Here is a 17,804-nt window from a genome sequence, read left to right on the forward strand (position 1 = left end):
CATGAGCACCCCCGTCACCACCGCCTCTCCCTCCGCATCCGCGCCGTCCGGCGGCGGCCACAAGGGCGCGCCCCGACTGCGCACCCCGCGCAAGAAGCACTCCCCCGGGCGCCCCAAGCGCAGCGTGCTGCTGACCGTGCTCACCGGTCTGATCCTGGTCTACACCGTGGTGCCGCTGCTGTGGCTGGTCATCAACGCGACCAAGACGCAGCAGGGACTCTCCGACTCCAACGGCCTGTGGTTCGCCCACCACTTCGCCCTCTGGTCCAACATCCACGACACGTTCACCTACCACGACGGCATCTTCGGCCGCTGGCTGCTCAACACCCTGCTGTACGTCGTACTCGGCGCCGGCGGTGCCACCTTCCTGTCGATCCTCGGCGGCTACGCGCTGGCGAAGTTCAACTTCCCGGGGAAGCGCGCCATCTTCGCCGTGGTCATCGGCGCGGTCGCCGTCCCGGGTACGGCCCTCGCGGTGCCGACCTTCCTGATGTTCAGCAAGATGGGCCTGACGGACACCCCGTGGGCGGTGATCATCCCCTCGCTGGTCTCGCCGTTCGGCCTGTATCTGATGTGGGTGTTCGCCACCGAGGCCATCCCGGTCGAACTCCTCGAAGCCGCGCGGATCGACGGAGCGGGCGAGATCCGCACCTTCTTCCAGGTCTCGCTGCCGCTGCTCGCCCCCGGTGTCGTGACGGTGCTGCTGTTCACCACGGTCGCGACGTGGAACAACTACTTCCTGCCGCTCATCATGATCAAGAACCCGGACTGGTACCCCCTGACCCTGGGACTGGACGCCTGGAACTCCCAGGCCCAGACGATCGGTGGTGACGTCATCTTCAACCTGGTGATCACGGGTTCGCTGCTCACCATCGTGCCGCTGATCGCCGCGTTCCTGCTGCTGCAGAAGTACTGGCAGTCCGGGCTCGCCGCCGGAAGCGTCAAGGAATAACCCACCCTCAAGTAGTCCCACCCACGAAGAAGTGGAAGCACCTCCATGCGCAGAACCACCAGCCGCCTGCTGCGCGGCCTCGCCGTCCTCTCCGTCCTCTCCCTGGGAGCGACCGCTTGCGGCAGCTCGGACGACAGCGGCTCCAGCAGCAAGGCAGTCTCCGCGTCGGACATCCAGGCGGCCCTGAAGAAGGGTGGCTCGGTCACGGTCTGGGCCTGGGAGCCCACGCTGAAGACGGTCGCCGCGGACTTCGAGAAGAAGTACCCGAAGGTCAAGATCAACCTGGTCAGCGACCGGTCCGGCGACAAGCACTACACCGCGCTGTCGAACGCGATCGCGGCCGGCAAGGGCGTTCCCGACGTCGCCCAGGTCGAGTACTTCGCGCTGAGCCAGTACTCCCTCACCAAGGGCCTGACCGACCTGACGCCCTACGGCGCCGACAAGCTGGCCTCCAAGTACACGGCCGGTCCGTGGAACGCGGTGAGCGACGGCTCCAAGGTCTACGGCCTGCCGATGGACTCGGGCCCGATGGCGATGTTCTACAACAAGAAGGTCTTCGACAAGTACAAGATCGCCGTCCCCACCACGTGGGACGAGTACGTCGTCGCGGCCCGCAAGCTGCACAAGGCCGACCCGAAGGCGTACATCGCCAACGACGCCGGTGACGCGGGCTTCACCACCAGCATGCTGTGGCAGGCCGGTTCGCGCCCCTACAAGGTCGACGGCACCAAGGTGACCGTCAACTTCGAGGACGCGGGCGCCAAGAAGTACACGGCTACCTGGCAGAAGCTGATCGACGAGAAGCTCCTCTCGCCGATCAACGGCTGGACCGACGACTGGTACAAGGGCCTCGGTGACGGCACCATCGCCACCCTGACCACCGGTGCCTGGATGCCCGCCAACTTCGTCAGCGGTGTCGCCGGTGCCTCCGGTGACTGGCGCGCGGCCCCGATGCCGCAGTGGACCGCGGGCGGCAAGGCCAGCGCGGAGAACGGCGGCAGCTCCCTCACCCTGCCCACCCTGGGCAAGAACAAGGAACTCGCCTACGCGTTCGTCCAGTACGCCAACGCCGGCGCCGGCATCCAGACCCGCGTGAACGAGGGCGCCTTCCCGGCCACCAAGGCCGAGCAGCAGTCCGCGGCGTTCCAGAACAAGACGTTCCCGTACTTCGGCGGGCAGCAGGCCAACAAGATCTTCGCCCAGTCCGCGTCCGAGGTCGCTTCCGACTGGTCGTACCTGCCCTTCCAGCAGTACGCCAACTCGATCTTCAACGACACCGTCGGCAAGGCCTACATCTCGGGCACCACGCTGGCCCAGGGCCTGAAGAGCTGGCAGGACGCCTCGGTCAAGTACGGCAACGAGCAGGGCTTCACGGTCAACAAGTGACCCGCTCGAAGTAACCGGCTCGAAGAAGCAGCCGGCACCACCTCGGGAGCCGCCGCTGAGCAGCAGTCGCTCAGCGGCGGCCCGCCCGGAATCCACCACGCATCTCGTACCGCCTGTGCAGTAACCGGAAGGACCATCATGATCTCCACCCTCCTGTCCCAGTTGCGGCACGGGCCGGACGGTGACGCCACCCCCCGCCTCGCCTACGGCGCCGACTACAACCCGGAGCAGTGGCCTCGGGAGGTGTGGGACGAGGACATCCGGCTGATGCGCGAGGCCGGCGTCAACATCGTCTCCGTGGGGATCTTCTCCTGGGCCCGCATCCAACCCGCCCGGGACGAATGGGACTTCGGCTGGCTCGACGAGGTCATGGACCTGCTGCACGCGGGCGGCATCGGCGTCGACCTGGCCACCGCCACCGCGTCCCCGCCGCCGTGGCTCAGCACGGAGCACCCGGAGATCCTCCCGGTGACCGCCGCCGGCGAGACCCTGTGGCCGGGAGGCCGCCAGCACTGGCGCCCCACCTCACCCGTCTTCCGCGAGCACGCGCTGCGCCTGGTACGGAAGTTGGCCGAGCGGTACGCGGACCACCCCGCGCTGGTCGCCTGGCACGTCTCGAACGAGCTGGGCTGCCACAACGTCTACGACTACTCCGACGACGCGGCCCGCGCCTTCCGCGACTGGCTGCGCGCCCGCTACACGACGATCGACACGCTCAACCAGGCCTGGGGCACGGCCTTCTGGTCCCAGCGGTACAGCGACTGGGAGCAGATACTGCCGCCCCGGCTGGCCGCCTCCTTCCCGAACCCCACCCAGCAGCTCGACTTCAAGCGCTTCTCCTCCGACGCGCTCAAGGACCATCTCCGCGCGGAGCGCGACCTGTTGCGCGAGATCACCCCGGACGTTCCGGTCACCACGAACTTCATGGTGATGGGCAACACCAAGGGCATGAACTACGCCGACTGGGCCGCCGAGATCGACTTCGTCTCCAACGACCACTATGTGCTGCCCGGTTCGCAGGACCGGGACGAGCTGTCCTTCTCCGCGAACCTCGTCAGCGGCATCTCCGCCGGTCGTCCGTGGTTCCTGATGGAGCACTCCACCAGCGCCGTCAACTGGCAGCCCGTCAACGTGGCGAAGCGCCCGGGCGACCTGGCCCGTGACTCGCTGCTGCACGTCGCCCACGGCGCCGACGCCGTCTGCTACTTCCAGTGGCGCCAGTCCGCGGCCGGCGCCGAGAAGTACCACTCCGCGATGGTCCCGCACGCCGGAGCCGACAGCGAGGTCTTCCGCGCGGTGGCCGAACTCGGCCGCACACTGCGGACGTTGGCCCCCGTCGCCGGGTCGGACCGCGAGACGGCCCGGGTCGGCATCGTCTTCGACTGGGAGTCCTGGTGGGCCAGCGAGCAGGACTCGCACCCCACCGACCGGCTCGACTACCGCCAGGAAGCGCTCGACTGGTACTCCGCCCTCCTCGACCTCGGCGTCCGCGCCGACATCGTCACGGCGCAGACCGCCCTCGACCGCTACGACGTGGTGATCACGCCGGTCCTGCACATGATCCCGGCGGCCCTCTCCAAGGAACTCACGCGGTACGTCGAGCAGGGCGGCCACCTGGTCTCCACGTACTTCTCCGGTGTCGTCGACGAGAACGACCACATCTGGCTCGGCGGCTACCCGGGCGCCCTGCGCGACCTGTTGGGCATCCGCATCGAGGAGTTCGGCCCGCTGCTCGACGGCGACTCGGTCGAGCTGGACCTCGACGGCACGGCCACCGGCTCCCTGTGGACCGACCGGATCACGGTGACCGACCCCGAGGTGGAGGTGCTGGCCCATTACAGCAGCGGCACGTACGCCGGCCGCCCTGCCGTCACCCGCCGTACGGTGGGCGGAGGTTCCGCCGCCTACGTCTCCACGCGACTGGGCCGCGAGGGCCTCGCCGGTCTGCTCCCCGAGCTGCTCGCGCCCGCCGGTGTCGGCAGTGAACTCCCGCACGCGGCAAGGGGCAGTGTCGAGCTGACCGTGCGCCGGAACGCCGAGAGCCGCTATCTGTTCCTGGTCAACCGGACCGACGGGACAGTGCCGTTGACCGGACTGTCCGGGGAACTGCTGGTCGGCAGCGCGGGCGAGGACGGTTTCCCCGTGCTCTCCCCCAGGGAGGTCGCCGTAGTGAGCCAGCCCGTCAGGTGAGTTCGAGCAGCCCGCGGCGGACGGCCTCCGACACGGCCGCCGCGCGGTTGTCGACCTTGAACTTGCGGTAGATCCGCACGAGATGGGTCTTGACCGTGGCCTCGCTGAGGAACAACGCCTCGGCGATGGCCCGGTTGCTGCGGCCCTCCGCCATCAGCCGGACGACCTCGACCTCGCGCTGGGTCAACTCCTGGGCGGGGCTGACCACTTGGCCCACGAGTTCGCCCACGACCTCCGAGGCCAGCCCGACCGAGCCGCCGACGGCCGTACGGACGGCCTGGAACAGTTCCTCCGGCGGCCCCGCCTTGAGCACATATCCGCGGGCGCCCGCCTCCAACGCCCGTACGATATCGGCCCGTCCGGCATAGCTGGTCAGCATGACGACGGCCACGCCCGGCGCCCGCTGGGCGAGTCTCCGTACGGCCTCGACACCGTCGATCCCGCTCCCCGCCCCGGCGAACCGCAGATCCATCAGCGCGACATCGGGCGTCAACCGGGTTGCCAGGCGCACGGCTTCCTCACCACTGCCGGCCTCGGCGACCACGTCGAGATCGGGTTCGCCGTCGAGCAGGGCATGCAGTCCGGCCCGTACGACGGCATGGTCGTCCGCGATCAGGAGGCGGAGCGAGGCGGTGGTCATGCGGTGCTCGCCGCGGTGAGAGGCGCGACCGGCTGGATCCGGGGTGGGGCGGACACCGTGGCGCGGACCCTGGTCCCCCGCCCCGGCACGCTGCTCACGTCGAGGTCTCCGCCGCATTCGCGCAGTCGCGCCCTGGCCGCGGGCAGTCCGAAGCCGCGGTCCGCGCGGGCACCGGCCGCGAAGGCCGCGGATGGGTCGAAGCCCAGCCCGTCGTCGCTCACTTCGAGTTCCACCCGGTCCCGGTGTCGCCGGTAGGTGACCAACACGCTTGCCGCGCGGGCGTGTTCGCGTACGTTCGCCAGCGTGCTCTGGGCGACGCGGAAGAGAGTGGTGGCCGTGTGCTCGTCGAGGACCGGCTGATACGCGCCCACCGCGCGGAACTGGACCCGCGCCCCGGCGCCTTCCGTGCGCGACCGGGCGCACAGCAGCCGCAGCGCGTCCTCCAGGCCCGCCTCGGCGACAGCGGCGGGAGTGAGATCGCGGATCATCCTCCGGGTCTCCGTCAGGTTCGCGCCCAGGCCGTCGGCCACGGCACGGACGCGGGTGCGTGCCACGTCCGGCCGCTCGTCCCAGTCCCGCTCGGCCACCTGCAACAGCATGACGCTGCCGGCGAGTTCCTGGGCCAGGGTGTCGTGCAGGTCGCGGGCGATACGGGTGCGCTCCGCGAGCACACCGGCCTGACGCTGTTGCTTGGCCAACGTGTCCCGGGTGTCGCGCAGTTCCTCGACGAGCCGCTGCCGTACGACCGCGTCCCGCTGCTGCGTCCGGTAGAGGGCGACGGTCGCCCACACCGCCGCGACGGGGACCAGCGCGACCTCGGGGTCGAACCGGCCCGTGGACCGCACGAGCGACCCGACGAGCACGACGGTGATCACGGTCACCGTCACCACGGCGGCCCGCCGGCCGAGCACGCGCAACGCGGCGCAGGCGAGCGGAACGGCGCACCACACGTAGGCGGTGGTGAGCGGCGCCGGGGTGAGGAAGGTCAGCCACGTCCACAGCAGGATCAGTACGGGAATCCAGGCGCGCCTGCCGAGCACCCCGAGCCGGTCCCACCACGTCAGCCCTCCGGCATACACCAGGGCCAGCGCCCCGCTGAGGCTCACGATGTACCAGCACAACGGGACGTCGATGAGGGCGAGCCGGACGAAGCCCGCCCCGACGACGAGGAACAGCGAGAGATGGGAGACATGCTCCAGGGTGAGCCGACTGCCGCGAGCGGTCAGCGGAGTGCGAGCGGACACGGCGGATCCCCTTGGGCCACATGATCCGGACAGGGCCCCCGAGTCTATCGACCACCTGTATGACCGGTGTGAACAGTGGGACCCGTCACGCCCCCGGGTGCAGCCCCAGCCAGCCCGGCGAGGGATCACCCTTGACCTCGCCGAAGTAGAGGGCGAAGGTCTGCTTCCAGCGCTCGACCCCCGCGCGGTCGGCCATAAAGCGGGGGAAGCCGTCGATGTTCGCGTTCGGGTACTCCCAGAGAGGCTTCAGTCCCGCCGGGAGCGTGGTGTCGGTCCGCACCGACCAGCCGTTGAAGGACGCCCCCTGCTGAGCGTCGGACAGCTGCCAGTTGAGGTAGAGCTTGGCGGCCGTCTGGTTCTTGGCCTGCTTCAGGATCGCGGCGCGCTGGCCCCAGGCCATGAAGGGGGCGCTGTCGGGAACGACCCACTTCACGGGAGACGTGGAGACCAGCGAGCCCGATGTGGCGACGCCGATCGCCTTCTGCCCGCCGCGGACCGCGTCTCCCGGGGAGTTGCTGCCCCGGGCGAACCGCACGTCCTGTCCGGCGAGCGCGGCCACCCAGTCCCAGCCGTAGCGCTGCGCGTACAGCGAGTAGAGGTAGAGGGACGCGTCGTCGTCGTGCGGGTAGGACGAGGCGATCTTCCCCTTCCACTTGGGGTCGATCAGGTCGAGGGGGGTCTTGGGGGCATCCGCACCGGCCGCGGCGACGTCGTACAGGAAGCTGAAGGCGACCGCGCCGATGGCGACCCAGGCGCCCTGCGGGTCCTTGAACTTGTCGTAGACCTTCGAGAACCCGGCCGGCCTGTAGGGCAGCAGCCGTCCCTGCTCCTTCCAGCGCGTGAAGTCCTGCAGCGTCTGGAGCTGTACGACATCGGGCACCAGGGTGTCGGTCGCGAACTGGTTGTCCACGCGCACGTCGTGGTACTTGCTGTAGTCGACGATCAGCGTCAGATCCATGGCGGGGAAACGCTTCTTGAAGGCCGCCTTGGTGGCATCCTGCTGGGTCGGCGTGTCACCCCCGGCATAGATCACCAACTTGCCGCCGTCCGCCAGAGCGGCCCTGTACAGCTCGTCGAGCGTTCGGGTCTCCTCCGCGCCGGAACCACTCCGGGAGGACCGCCCGCCCGACGCGGCTACGGCGGGCGTGGCCGCGGCACCGAGCACACTCATCCCGAGGGCGGCACCGGCTCCACCGGCAAGGACACGTCGCCTACTGAGAAAACTGGACACTCTGGGGGGCCTCTCTGAGGGGGGCTTGAAGCCATGAGCTGCGTCGGCGGAAGCCCGGCGCCATGGTCATCCGTGATTCTTCTGCCGCCCGGGGGCCGTTCGCGTCGTCCGTACGGAGCGAGGAGTGTGCGAGGGGTTGAAGTCGCGTTCAACCGATCGGTTGAACGGCCTCTTGCCGCCGGCCTTCGGCTCAGGTTTCGGCTGCGGAGCACGCGGACGAGCAGGCCTCCGCAACCAACCCCGCCGGTACTGTTCGTGGGCCCCGTACCCGCACCCGACAACCCCCACCGGATGGGCCCCGTCACGCGCACTTGATACCCCCTAGGGGTATAGTCCTGCCAGGCACACACCGGAGAGGGGCGGTTTCATGGGAGCGATCGGGCACGCGTTGTCCATTGCCGGTTCGATGACCTGGGAGGTCACCTGGGCGCTGATCCTCGGGTTCACGCTCTCCGCCGTGGTGCAGGCGGTGGTGCGTCGGTCGACGGTCGTACGGCTGCTCGGTGACGACCGGCCGCGCACGCTCGCCCTGTCCGCCGGGCTCGGCGCGGCCTCGTCGTCCTGTTCGTACGCGGCCGTCGCGCTCGCCCGTTCCCTGTTCCGCAAGGGCGCGAACTTCACCGCGGCCATGGCGTTCGAGATCGCCTCCACCAATCTCGTCGTCGAACTCGGCGTGATCCTGGCCCTGTTGATGGGCTGGCAGTTCACCGCCGCGGAGTTCGTCGGCGGACCGATCATGATCGTCGTCCTCGCGGTGCTGTTCCGTCTCTTCCTGCGGCAGCGTTTGCTGGACCGGGCGCGGGAACAGGCGGAGCGCGGGCTGGCCGGTTCCATGGAGGGGCATGCGGCGATGGACATGTCGATCGGGGGCGAGGGGAGCTTCGTCCGTCGGCTGTTCTCGCGGGCCGGGTTCACGTCCGTCGCGCACATCTTCGTGATGGAGTGGGCCGCGATCCTGCGCGACCTGGTGGCCGGGCTGCTGATCGCGGGCGCGATCGCCGCCTGGGTGCCGGACAGCTTCTGGCACACGTTCTTCCTCGCGGACCATCCCCTCGCCGCGAAGCTGGTCGGACCGCTCGTCGGACCGTTGGTGGCCATCGCGACCTTCGTCTGCTCGATCGGCAACGTGCCGCTCGCGGTGGTGCTGTGGAAGGGCGGCATCAGCTTCGGCGGGGTGATCGCCTTCATCTACGCCGACCTGCTGATCCTGCCGATCCTGAACATCTACCGGAAGTACTACGGCGCCCGGATGGCCGGCTTCCTCCTCGTCACCTTCTTCACGGCGATGGCCGTCGCCGGGTACATCGTCGAGTTCGCCTTCGGCGGCCTGGGGCTCATCCCGGACCAGGCAGACGCCAAGATCCCCGACAACGGGATCACCTGGAACTACACGACCTGGCTCAACATCGTCTTCCTGCTGCTGGCCGCGAGTCTGGTCGTACGGTTCCTGCGCAGCGGCGGCCCGGCCATGCTGCGGATGATGGGCGGCTCACCGGACCAGGGCGAGCAGGAACACGCGCACGGGGGCCATGAGCACCATCACCACTAGAAACGACGAGCCGTGACCAGACCTCGGCGTGGTCGCGGACGTAGTCGATGTCCCGTACGTACAGGGCGAGTTGGCCCTCCTCGATGTGCCGTTGGAAGTTCTCGTCACCGCCGGCGGCCGCGTCCTGCAGGAAGTCCGCGGTCGCCTGTTGCTCGGTCGTGCCCCAGCCGTCGTGGTTGTCGGGGTGGGTGACCGGGGCGTAGCGGTAGAGGGAGTACGCGAGGTCCCACGCGCGGGGGCCCGGGCGGGCGGCGTCGAAGTCGATGATCCCTACGGCCCTTTCGCCGGTGAAGACGCAGTTGTACGGGGCGAAGTCGCCGTGACAGATCACTTCGACCGGCGCGAGCGCGTTGAACTGCCAGTCAACGCCGGGGCGTTGGGCCAGGTCGGTGGTCGCGTCGTGATAGCGGCGCAGGAGGCGGGCCGAGGTGGTGAGCGCCTGGCTGGTGCGAATCGCCTCGGTCAGCGGGTAGTTGGCGACGTAGCCCCTCAGGTACGTCAGGATCATCCGACCCTGTTCGTCGGTGCCGTGCGGGGCGGGAGCGCCTTCGAAGCCCTAGCGTTCGAGGTGGTCCAACAGGCGCTGCACGGCGAGGGCCCAGGGCATGACCGGCTTCCGTACGGTCTCAGCGACGCGGAAGACACGTGCGGTGCCGCCGCCGGTCAACTCCTGCTCCTCCGCCTCCACATCCCCTTCGTCGAAGTACGGGCGGGGTCGGCGGACATGCGAATCTCCTCGCGTGCCGGCGAAGGCGGATGGTCGATCAAGTAGCTTACGTGGACGGCCTGTTACCGTGCCGCGGTCGAAAAAACGGGGGATGCGATGTCGGCGGTCGTCGAGATGGAGAGGGTGTGGGCACCGTCTGTCGTCGATCTCTGGGCAGGGCGACGCCCTCTGTGGTGGACCGTCGGTCCGGCAGGAGAACTCGCCATTCTGCTGGTTCATCGGAAGTACCTGCACCGGATCCACTACATCAAGGGCTGGGTGGGATGGGGCCCGAAGCTGCCGTTCGACGGGGTGCTGGTGATCCGGCAGGCTGACGGATCAGTTCGACGCCGGCCGATCAAGGATGTGCGGGTCTGGCCCAGTCACATCGCCCTACTCCCGGACTCTCGGCTCCTCGTCGCCGGCGGTCGCACACGCCAGGAGGACACCGGTTCGTGGGAGCCGAACGCCGCCGTGTTCTCCCTGACGAGCGGCGAGCAGCAGAACTCCTTCTGCATCGGCGACGACATCCCGGCTTTGGTGACCGACCACACCGGATCGATCTGGACGGCCCACGGCGACGAGGGCATCTACGGAGGGCATCCGGAGTCGTCGGCCGGGCTTGCCGGCTGGAGTGCCGCAGGGGAAGCGATCTGGGCACCTGAAGGCCGCCTCCCCGACAGGCCGTTGCATGGTTGCACCGCCGCCACCGAGGGCGACCGGGTGTGGCTGATCTGGTACTCCGGCACCCGTCGTGGCGGCACGTTCCTCACTCGGATCACCCCCTCCACTGGCGAGGTGACGAGCTGGCCCAGCCCTGTGCCCCAACCGGACGGATTCGCCGTACGCGGCGATCGGGCGGTCCTGACCAAACGCGACCACAACGAGCCGATGACCGAAGTCGTCCGGGCCGAGCTGCTCGGCGACACCTGGACCGTGACCGAGCGGGACAAGACCCGAGTGCCAGGACGCGTTGTCCTGCGCTGTGGTCAGGGGAGCGACGGGTTTCTGTGGCTTCGCGCCGGCGACATCTGGCTTCGCATCGAGGCCTGAACCACCGCGCCGGACGGAACGTCGCGAGTGTCGAGAGCTGCTCGGCGGGGACATCCGACAGCCGCTACCGCACAAGAAGCAGCCCTATGCAAAAGGCAGTTGCCGATCCAACCCCGGTCATGAACGATCTCCGACCATGATGACGAACCCCGTCCAATCGTCTCCCCGCCCGCTCGCCCTGATCACCGGAGTAGGCCGGACCGTCGGCATCGGGGCGGGTATCGCACGTCAACTCGCGGCCTCCGGCTGGGACATCGCCTTCACCTACTGGTCTCCTTACGACGAACGCATGGCCTGGGGCCCCGAGTCCGGCGCGGCCTCTGCCATCACCGACACCCTCACCCAACACGGCGCCGCCACCACGGCAGTCGAGGCGGACCTCGCCGACCCGGACAGCCCGGCCCGTGTCTTCGACGAGGTCGAACGCGGACTGGGCGGTGTCACGGCCCTGGTGATGTGCCACTGCGAGTCCGTCGACTCCGGCCTGCTCGACACCACGGTCGAGAGCTTCGACCGGCACTTCGCGGTCAACGCCCGCGCGACCTGGCTGCTGATCCGCGAGTACGGCCGACGGTTCGCCGCGACCCCGGGCAGCGGCCGGATCATCGCCCTCACCAGCGATCACACCGTGGGCAACCTCCCCTACGGCGCCAGCAAGGGCGCCCTGGACCGCATCACCCTGGCCGCCGCGCACGAACTCGCCGACCTCGGCATCACCGCCAACGTCATCAACCCGGGGCCGGTGGACACCGGTTGGATGACCGACGAGGGACGAGGGGGCGTGCTTCGGCGGACGCCGCTCAACCGCCTCGGCACCCCGCAGGACACCGCCCACCTCGTCGACTTCCTCTGCTCACCGGAAGGCCAGTGGATCAACGGCCAACTCCTCATGAGCAACGGCGGGTTCGCGTAGCAGCACTGGGGCGGCCCATCGTCTGACGGCCCCAGCCGGACTCCCCCTCACGCTCACCCGCCTCAAGCCGTACGTGCGCAATCCCCAGCCAGCCGCAGGCTCTGCTCGACGGCATGCGGGATGTCGTCGACCGGGAACAGCGTGTGCCGTACGGTCCGTTCGGCGTCGACGATCAAAATCAGGCGTTTGTGGCGGAGGCGCCCGGCACCTCGGAAGGTCGGGAGTCGTAGGGCCGCGCCCAGTTGGTGGTGGGCGTCGGAGAGGAGCGGGTACGGGATCTCCTCGGCGCGGGCGAACTCCGCTTGTTCGTGCGGGAGTTGGGTGCTGATGCCCCGTACGTCCAAGCCCGCCCGGCGGAAGTCAGGCCAGGCGTCCCGGAAGAGGCGGTTCTCCAGGGTGCAACCCGCCACCCCGGGGATCCGCTCGTCCCAGTCGACTCCCGTACCGGGGTAGGCGAACAGCACGGTCGCGGCGGCGTCCGGCGAGACCACGGGCAGGTCGGTGCCCTGCGTGCCCGGGAGTTGGAGGTCTTCGGGTACGCGGGTGCCGGCCAGCGCGTGCACACGAGCGTGCTCGGCGCTGTCACCGGCAGCCGTGGCGGTGAGGCTTCCGTCGCCGAGCACCCATCGGTCGCCCCAGTCCTGCATGGCGACGAGGAGCGGGAGCAGGGCGAGTCCGGCATCGGTGAGTATGTACTCGTAGCGCACCGGACGTCGTTGGTAGAGCCTGCGGCGCAGGACGCCTTGGGAGACGAGTCGGCCCAGCCGCTCGGTGAGGACGTTGCGGGACAGGCCGATCTCGGCGGCCAGCGCGTCGAAGCGGACGTGGCCACGGGCGATCTCCCGCAGGATCAGAACGGTCCACCAGTCCCCCAGAACCACGGCGGCCTGGGCGATGCCGCAGGTCTCGTCGGCGTTGTGCATCCTCATGCGCCCATAGTAGGTTCTCTTTCAGGACTCACTTTGTTTCTCAGTGGAACTTACTGCCCGCCGATATCCGAGACGCGGGCCCTGCGTGAGGAGTTGCACCGTGACCGCCATCAGCCGGGTCGTCGCACGCGAGATCATCGACAGCCGGGGCAATCCCACCGTCGAGGTGGACGTCGAACTCAAGGACGGCTCGCTCGGCCGGGCCGCCGTACCGTCGGGCGCCTCCACCGGCGCCCGGGAAGCGGTCGAACTACGCGACGGCGACCCGACCCGCTTCCACGGCAAGGGAGTTCGGCGCGCCGTCGACGCCGTCAACGAGAGCATCGCGGACGCCGTGATCGGACTCGACGCCGAGAACCAGGCCGCCGTGGACCGGACCATGATCGAACTGGACGGTACGGACAGCAAGTCGCGGCTCGGGGCCAACGCCCTGCTCGGCGTCTCCCTGGCCACCGCCAAGGCGGCCGCGGCCGCCCATCGGCTGCCGCTGTACCGCTACATCGGCGGTGTCGACGCCCGCCTGCTGCCGGTGCCGATGATGAATATCGTCAACGGCGGCGCGCACGCCGACAATCCGCTCGACTTCCAGGAGTTCATGATCGCGCCCATCGGTGCGGCCACCTTCGCCGAGGCCGTCCGGATGGGCTCCGAGGTCTTCCACACCCTGCGCCGCGATCTGATCGCCGCCGGCCACGGCGTGAACGTCGGCGACGAGGGCGGCTTCGCCCCCGATCTGCGCACCGCCGACGAGGCCCTCGACTTCGTCGTCCACGCCATCGAGAAGACCGGTTACAAGCCCGGCACCGACATCACCCTCGTCATGGACCCGGCCACGTCCGAGTTCTTCCACGACGGCGTCTACGACTACAGGGGCGAGGGTGTCCGCCGTACGCCCGCCCAACACGCCGACTACCTGGCCGAGTTGGTCGACCGCTACCCGATCGCGTCGATCGAGGACCCGATGGCCGAGGACGACCACGACGGCTGGCAGGCGCTCACCGCCCGGCTCAGCGAGCGCTGCCAGCTGACCGGCGACGACGTCTTCTGCACCAACGAGGCGCTGTTGAGCGCCGGGATCCGGGACGGGATCGCCAACTCGATCCTGGTGAAGGTCAATCAGATCGGCACCCTCACCGAGACCCTGGCCACCGTCGCGACGGCCCACCGTGCCGGCTACACCGTCGTCATGTCCCATCGCTCCGGCGAGACCGAGGACACCACCATCGCCGACCTCGCCGTCGCCACCGGCTGCGGCCAGATCAAGACCGGTTCACTGTCCCGGTCCGACCGCACCGCCAAGTACAACCAACTCGTCCGTATCGAGGAGGACTTGGGCGACGAGGCACGGTACGCGGGGCGCGACGCGCTGGGGCTGCGCCGCTGAACTCTCGACGTCGGCGGTCAGGTGGTGGGCTGTGCCTCGATGACGGAGAACGCTCCGGGAGGCACGCCGCCGCGGCGCGGGCCGGCCGCGGTCAGGAGACCTTGGTCCCCAGCAGGTCGACCGGGGCGATCACCGGTGGCGCGCTGAGCTTCGTCTGCGCGGCCTCCCCCAGCGCGGCGGCGATCCGCCCCGCCAGGTGGGCCTGGCGTCCCTGCTCGTCCTCGAAGGTGTCGAACACCCCGAAGGTGGTGGCGCTCTCGCGGAACGCGAACCACGCCACCGTGCCCTCTTCCCGCTCGGCCAACTCCTGGGCGCCGCGCAGCATGGCCTCCACCTCGTCGGCGTACTCCGGCTTGGCCTCGATACGTACCAACAGACCGACCTTCACTGTGACCACTCCTCGCATACGAACCGCCGGGCTTCCGGCGCACAACGAACCTATGGCGGCGCCTGGTGATCACATCAGCGGCAGAAACGACACGGTTGATACTGTTTCCGCCATGCGTGTAGCGGTCGTCGTCTACGACGGGTTGTTCGACTCGGGTCTCTCGGCCATCCTCGATGTGCTGAGCAACGCCAACGCGCTGGGCGGGCAGATCCACGAGTCCTCGCCCACCTGGAACGTGACCCTGGTCGGCCCGGCTCCACAGGTACGGACGGGTGCCGGCCTCCTCGTGGCGCCCGAGCCGCTCGACGTCGCCGATACCGCCGACCTCCTGGTCGTACCGGCACTCGGGGAGAGCGATCCCTCGGCGCTGCTCGACCATGTCGGCGGCGACGCGTCCCGGCCCGTCCGCGAGCTGATCACCCGAACTCGCCGGCGCGGTACGCCCATTGCCTCGGCGTGCGCGGGCACCTTCCTGCTGGCCGAGGCGGGCGTGCTGGACGGGCTGCGCGCCACGACGACCTGGTGGCTGTCGCCTGCCTTCCGGAACCGGTATCCCAAGGTCCAGCTCGACCACAGCCGGATGGTCATCGACTGCGAGGGCATCACCACCGCCGGCGCGGCCTTCGGCCACGTCGATCTCGCGCTGGCAATCGTCCGGGCCGGCAGCCCCGCGCTCGCCGACCTGGTCGCCCGTTACCTCGTGGTCGACGAACGCCCGTCGCAGGCGGCGTACACGATTCCCGGCGCGCTGGCCCAGAGCGATCCCACCGTCGCGGCCTTCGAGGTCTGGACCCGTGAGCATCTGGCCGAGCCCATCAGCATCCCTGAGGCGGCCAAGGCCGTCGGCGTCAGCGAACGGACCCTGCAGCGTGCCGTGCGGCGCACGGTCGGGACGTCTCCCATCCGTTTCGTCCAGGACCTGCGGATCGAACGCGCGTCACATCTCCTGCGCACCACCGGCCTCTCCCTGGAGACCATCTCCAGGAAGGTCGGCTACGAGCACCCCAACACCTTGCGGGTGCTCCTCCGCGAGCGCACGGGGAAGACGACATCGGCGCTGCGCGGCGGCAAGTGATGCCAGGTCGCTTCAGGGGATGAGCACGATCTTTCCGCGCGTGTGACGCTTCTCCAGTTCGGCGAACGCGTCACGGACGCCGTCGAGCGGATAGGTCGCGGCGACCGGGATCTCGATACGGCCGGAGGCGACGAGGTCGGCCATCTCGGTGAGGACCTCGCGGGTGGAGGCGTCTGCGCTGCCCGCGCTCTTGGTGCCGAGTTCCTGTGCCTTCTGGAACGAGATGATCGTCTCGATCCGGTCCCTGGAAATGCCTAGTTCCACGGCGAGTTGGACGTACTGGGGGCCGAAGAGGTCGATGAACGCGTCGATCCCGCCGGGCGCCGCGGCAGTGAGCGCATCGGCGAGCCGGTCGCCGTATGGGACCGGGGTCGCGCCGTGGGCGGTGAGCCAGTCGGCGTTGGCGGGCGAGGCGATGCCGAGGACGTGCGCGCCCCGTGCGGCGAGGAGTTGGACGACGACGGTACCCACGCCGCCGGCGGCGGCCGAGACGGCGACGGTCTCGCCGGGCTTGGGGGCCACCGCTTCGACGGCGGCCCACGCGGTGCAGCCGACGACATAGAGGGCGCCGGCCACCTCCCAACTCAGGGCAGCCGGCTTGAGGATGAGCTGCGACACCGGTACGACGACGTGGGTGGCCTGGCTGGAGCGCTGCCAGGAGAAGCCGAGGACCTCGTCGCCGAGGCCGAAGTCGGTGACTCCCGCGCCGAGTTCGGTGACGACTCCGGCGAGGTCGCTGCCCTGGCCGGACGGGAAGGTCGCGGGGAACCGCTCGTGCATCGCGCCCGAGCGGATGGCCGCCTCGCCGGGGTTGATGCCGGCCGCCCGGACCTCCACGAGGACTTCTCCTGCGGCGGGTTGGGGCATCGGCACCTCGGTGACGCGGAGGACGTCACGGTCGCCGTACTCGTCGAAGCGCACTGCTCGCGCTTGGGTGGTGCTCATCAGGTCTCCTTTGTCAGGGGTGTTGGGCTGGGTGGAGTGGAGGCACGGAGTACGGCGAGCGCGTTGGCCAGGTGGCCGAGCGCCGTGTCGGGGAGCGGGCCGGCCAGCCGTGCCGCGAGTTCACGGTCGAACACGGGGCCGGACTCCGCCAGCAACTCCCGTCCGGCCGCCGTCAGTTCGACGATCGAGGAGCGGCGGTCGGCGGGGTGGGGGCGCCGGGTGCAGTGGCCGAGCTTCTCCAGCCGGTCGACGGCCTGACTCGCGCCGCCGACCGTGATCGAGAGGGCGGCGGCTATGTCGTTCACCCGGCAGGAACCCTCGCGCTCCACGACGAGCATCACGTTCAGACCGCCCAGGGTCACCGCGCACTCCTGCCGGAGCCGGGCGTCGATCCCGTTCCACAGGTCGGTCTCGAAGCGCACCAGGTCGTCGAAGAGCTGCCGCAGGTCCACGGGCGTGATCCTTCCAACGAGATGCATTAGCTCTAATCATATTAGAGCTAATGCATCTCGTTGGCTACTGATGGTCTCGCGTGATCAGGATCGCACTAGCTTGCCGACGTGGATCTCTTCTCACGTTCCTGGACCGCGCTCCTCGCGGCGGCGGCAGACCTCTCGGACGAGGACTTCGCGCGGCCGTCGGGCTGTGCGGGGTGGCTGGTGCGGGACCTGGTCTGTCATCTTGTCATCGACGCCCAGGACGTCCTGATCACCCTCGTGACGCCCGCCTACACGGAACCGACCCGCGACGCGGTGACCTACTGGACCGTCGCCCAGAGACCGCCCACCGGCGACGACCCGCTCGACGCGCTGATCGTGCGGCTGGCCGCCGCGTACGAGGAGCCCTGGCTGCTCAAGTTCCATCTGGACGACGTGGGTTCGGCCGCGGGCCGCGCCGCCCGGCTCGCCGACCCTGACCTACGGGTGAGCACGCGGGACGAGGTTCTCACCGCAGGCGACTACCTCTCCGCGTACGTCCTTGAGTGGGCCCTGCACCACCTCGACCTGGTCGCACATCTCCCGGACTCGGCGGGTCCGTCGACTGAAGTGCTCGCCGAGGCACGGGAGTTGCTGGAGAGGATCGCCGGGTCCGCGTTCCCGTCATCGTTCTCCGACACGGCCGCACTGCTCGTCGGCACCGGCCGGCGCCCTCCGACCGACGAGGAGAAAGCTCAACTTGGCTCACTGGACGACAAGTTGCCGCTCGTCCTGGGATAGTC

17 protein-coding genes and 1 pseudogene are annotated in these 17,804 nt (G+C 69.3%); 9 read left to right on the plus strand and 9 right to left on the minus strand.

Annotation, left to right across the window (positions count from 1 at the left end; all coding sequences use genetic code 11):
- The first annotated feature begins 1 nt into the window (after position 1).
- The 3 genes from ACGFY9_RS29025 (at position 2) to ACGFY9_RS29035 (ending at position 4,528) form a co-directional block, all read left to right on the plus strand.
- Positions 2–952 carry a carbohydrate ABC transporter permease gene (locus ACGFY9_RS29025; protein ID WP_393758947.1) on the plus strand — a complete coding sequence of 317 codons (951 nt, stop codon included), beginning with the start codon at positions 2–4 and terminating at the stop codon, positions 950–952.
- A gap of 45 nt (positions 953–997) precedes the next feature.
- Complete coding sequence (locus ACGFY9_RS29030) at positions 998–2,338, plus strand: ABC transporter substrate-binding protein (RefSeq protein WP_393758949.1); 1,341 nt, start codon at positions 998–1,000, stop codon at positions 2,336–2,338.
- Positions 2,339–2,476: 138 nt separating this feature from the next.
- Entirely contained in the window at positions 2,477–4,528 is a 2,052-nt protein-coding gene (locus tag ACGFY9_RS29035; RefSeq protein ID WP_393758951.1) for a beta-galactosidase, read from the plus strand.
- Here ACGFY9_RS29035 and ACGFY9_RS29040 read toward each other — a convergent pair.
- The 3 genes from ACGFY9_RS29040 to ACGFY9_RS29050 form a co-directional block, all read right to left on the minus strand.
- Complete coding sequence (locus ACGFY9_RS29040; RefSeq protein WP_393758953.1) at positions 4,521–5,168, minus strand: response regulator; 648 nt, start codon at positions 5,166–5,168, stop codon at positions 4,521–4,523. The two genes, ACGFY9_RS29035 and ACGFY9_RS29040, sit on opposite strands and share 8 nt — an antisense overlap.
- Positions 5,165–6,412, minus strand: coding sequence for a sensor histidine kinase (locus ACGFY9_RS29045; RefSeq protein WP_393758955.1), 1,248 nt, complete (start codon positions 6,410–6,412; stop codon positions 5,165–5,167). Before ACGFY9_RS29045 ends, ACGFY9_RS29040 begins: the two co-directional genes overlap by 4 nt.
- A gap of 85 nt (positions 6,413–6,497) precedes the next feature.
- The gene (locus tag ACGFY9_RS29050) at positions 6,498–7,583 is read right to left on the minus strand and encodes an ABC transporter substrate-binding protein (RefSeq protein ID WP_393758957.1); all 1,086 of its coding nucleotides are present in this window, start codon (positions 7,581–7,583) and stop codon (positions 6,498–6,500) included.
- A gap of 427 nt (positions 7,584–8,010) precedes the next feature.
- Here ACGFY9_RS29050 and ACGFY9_RS29055 point away from each other — a divergent pair, with 427 nt between their 5' ends.
- Positions 8,011–9,192 (plus strand): permease, encoded by a 1,182-nt coding sequence (locus ACGFY9_RS29055; protein WP_393758959.1) that lies wholly within the window; start codon positions 8,011–8,013, stop codon positions 9,190–9,192.
- Positions 9,193–9,406: 214 nt separating this feature from the next.
- On the opposite strand, the pseudogene ACGFY9_RS29060 reads toward ACGFY9_RS29055, so the two are convergent.
- A pseudogene (locus ACGFY9_RS29060) lies at positions 9,407–9,700 on the minus strand (phosphotransferase); the annotation flags it as partial.
- Positions 9,701–9,748: 48 nt separating this feature from the next.
- Complete coding sequence (locus ACGFY9_RS29065; RefSeq protein WP_393758961.1) at positions 9,749–9,880, minus strand: hypothetical protein; 132 nt, start codon at positions 9,878–9,880, stop codon at positions 9,749–9,751.
- A 135-nt stretch (positions 9,881–10,015) separates the two neighbouring features.
- Between ACGFY9_RS29065 and ACGFY9_RS29070 the strand changes: the two genes are divergently transcribed.
- Positions 10,016–10,951, plus strand: coding sequence for a hypothetical protein (locus tag ACGFY9_RS29070; RefSeq protein ID WP_393758963.1), 936 nt, complete (start codon positions 10,016–10,018; stop codon positions 10,949–10,951).
- A gap of 136 nt (positions 10,952–11,087) precedes the next feature.
- The gene (locus ACGFY9_RS29075; protein ID WP_393758965.1) at positions 11,088–11,864 is read left to right on the plus strand and encodes an SDR family oxidoreductase; all 777 of its coding nucleotides are present in this window, start codon (positions 11,088–11,090) and stop codon (positions 11,862–11,864) included.
- 62 nt (positions 11,865–11,926) lie between these two features.
- Here the strand turns inward: ACGFY9_RS29075 and ACGFY9_RS29080 are convergent, their stop codons facing one another.
- A complete protein-coding gene (locus tag ACGFY9_RS29080) occupies positions 11,927–12,793 on the minus strand; it encodes a winged helix-turn-helix transcriptional regulator (RefSeq protein ID WP_393758967.1) in 867 nt (288 codons plus the stop codon).
- 100 nt (positions 12,794–12,893) lie between these two features.
- On the opposite strand from ACGFY9_RS29080, the gene eno reads away from it, so the two are divergent.
- On the plus strand, positions 12,894–14,177 hold the full coding sequence (eno, locus tag ACGFY9_RS29085) for a phosphopyruvate hydratase (RefSeq protein ID WP_393758969.1): 1,284 nt from the start codon (positions 12,894–12,896) through the stop codon (positions 14,175–14,177).
- A gap of 91 nt (positions 14,178–14,268) precedes the next feature.
- On the opposite strand, the gene ACGFY9_RS29090 is transcribed toward eno, so the two are convergent.
- Entirely contained in the window at positions 14,269–14,565 is a 297-nt protein-coding gene (locus tag ACGFY9_RS29090; RefSeq protein ID WP_393758971.1) for a putative quinol monooxygenase, read from the minus strand.
- 112 nt (positions 14,566–14,677) lie between these two features.
- Between ACGFY9_RS29090 and ACGFY9_RS29095 the strand changes: the two genes are divergently transcribed.
- Positions 14,678–15,640: a GlxA family transcriptional regulator gene (locus ACGFY9_RS29095; protein WP_393758973.1), complete on the plus strand. Its 963-nt coding sequence runs from the start codon at positions 14,678–14,680 to the stop codon at positions 15,638–15,640.
- A 12-nt stretch (positions 15,641–15,652) separates the two neighbouring features.
- Here the strand turns inward: ACGFY9_RS29095 and ACGFY9_RS29100 are convergent, their stop codons facing one another.
- A complete protein-coding gene (locus ACGFY9_RS29100) occupies positions 15,653–16,585 on the minus strand; it encodes an NADP-dependent oxidoreductase (protein WP_393758975.1) in 933 nt (310 codons plus the stop codon).
- Positions 16,585–17,037, minus strand: a complete 453-nt coding sequence (locus ACGFY9_RS29105) for a MarR family winged helix-turn-helix transcriptional regulator (RefSeq protein WP_393758977.1) — start codon at positions 17,035–17,037, stop codon at positions 16,585–16,587. The genes ACGFY9_RS29100 and ACGFY9_RS29105 overlap by 1 nt, the downstream gene beginning before the upstream one ends.
- Positions 17,038–17,145: 108 nt before the next feature.
- On the opposite strand from ACGFY9_RS29105, the gene ACGFY9_RS29110 reads away from it, so the two are divergent.
- A complete protein-coding gene (locus tag ACGFY9_RS29110) occupies positions 17,146–17,802 on the plus strand; it encodes a maleylpyruvate isomerase N-terminal domain-containing protein (RefSeq protein WP_393758979.1) in 657 nt (218 codons plus the stop codon).
- Positions 17,803–17,804 lie beyond the last annotated feature (2 nt).

The organism is Streptomyces sp. NPDC048504, from assembly GCF_043200035.1.
Classification (GTDB): domain Bacteria; phylum Actinomycetota; class Actinomycetes; order Streptomycetales; family Streptomycetaceae; genus Streptomyces.

Coding starts and splice junctions, on each gene's coding strand:
- ACGFY9_RS29095 (WP_393758973.1), top strand. CDS start 14,678: ATGCGTGTAGCGGTCGTCGTCTACGACGGGTTGTTCGACTCGGGTCTC.
- ACGFY9_RS29080 (WP_393758967.1), bottom strand. CDS start 12,793: ATGAGGATGCACAACGCCGACGAGACCTGCGGCATCGCCCAGGCCGCC.
- ACGFY9_RS29030 (WP_393758949.1), top strand. CDS start 998: ATGCGCAGAACCACCAGCCGCCTGCTGCGCGGCCTCGCCGTCCTCTCC.
- ACGFY9_RS29050 (WP_393758957.1), bottom strand. CDS start 7,583: ATGAGTGTGCTCGGTGCCGCGGCCACGCCCGCCGTAGCCGCGTCGGGC.
- ACGFY9_RS29070 (WP_393758963.1), top strand. CDS start 10,016: ATGTCGGCGGTCGTCGAGATGGAGAGGGTGTGGGCACCGTCTGTCGTC.
- ACGFY9_RS29075 (WP_393758965.1), top strand. CDS start 11,088: ATGATGACGAACCCCGTCCAATCGTCTCCCCGCCCGCTCGCCCTGATC.
- ACGFY9_RS29055 (WP_393758959.1), top strand. CDS start 8,011: ATGGGAGCGATCGGGCACGCGTTGTCCATTGCCGGTTCGATGACCTGG.
- ACGFY9_RS29040 (WP_393758953.1), bottom strand. CDS start 5,168: ATGACCACCGCCTCGCTCCGCCTCCTGATCGCGGACGACCATGCCGTC.
- ACGFY9_RS29025 (WP_393758947.1), top strand. CDS start 2: ATGAGCACCCCCGTCACCACCGCCTCTCCCTCCGCATCCGCGCCGTCC.
- ACGFY9_RS29035 (WP_393758951.1), top strand. CDS start 2,477: ATGATCTCCACCCTCCTGTCCCAGTTGCGGCACGGGCCGGACGGTGAC.
- ACGFY9_RS29100 (WP_393758975.1), bottom strand. CDS start 16,585: ATGAGCACCACCCAAGCGCGAGCAGTGCGCTTCGACGAGTACGGCGAC.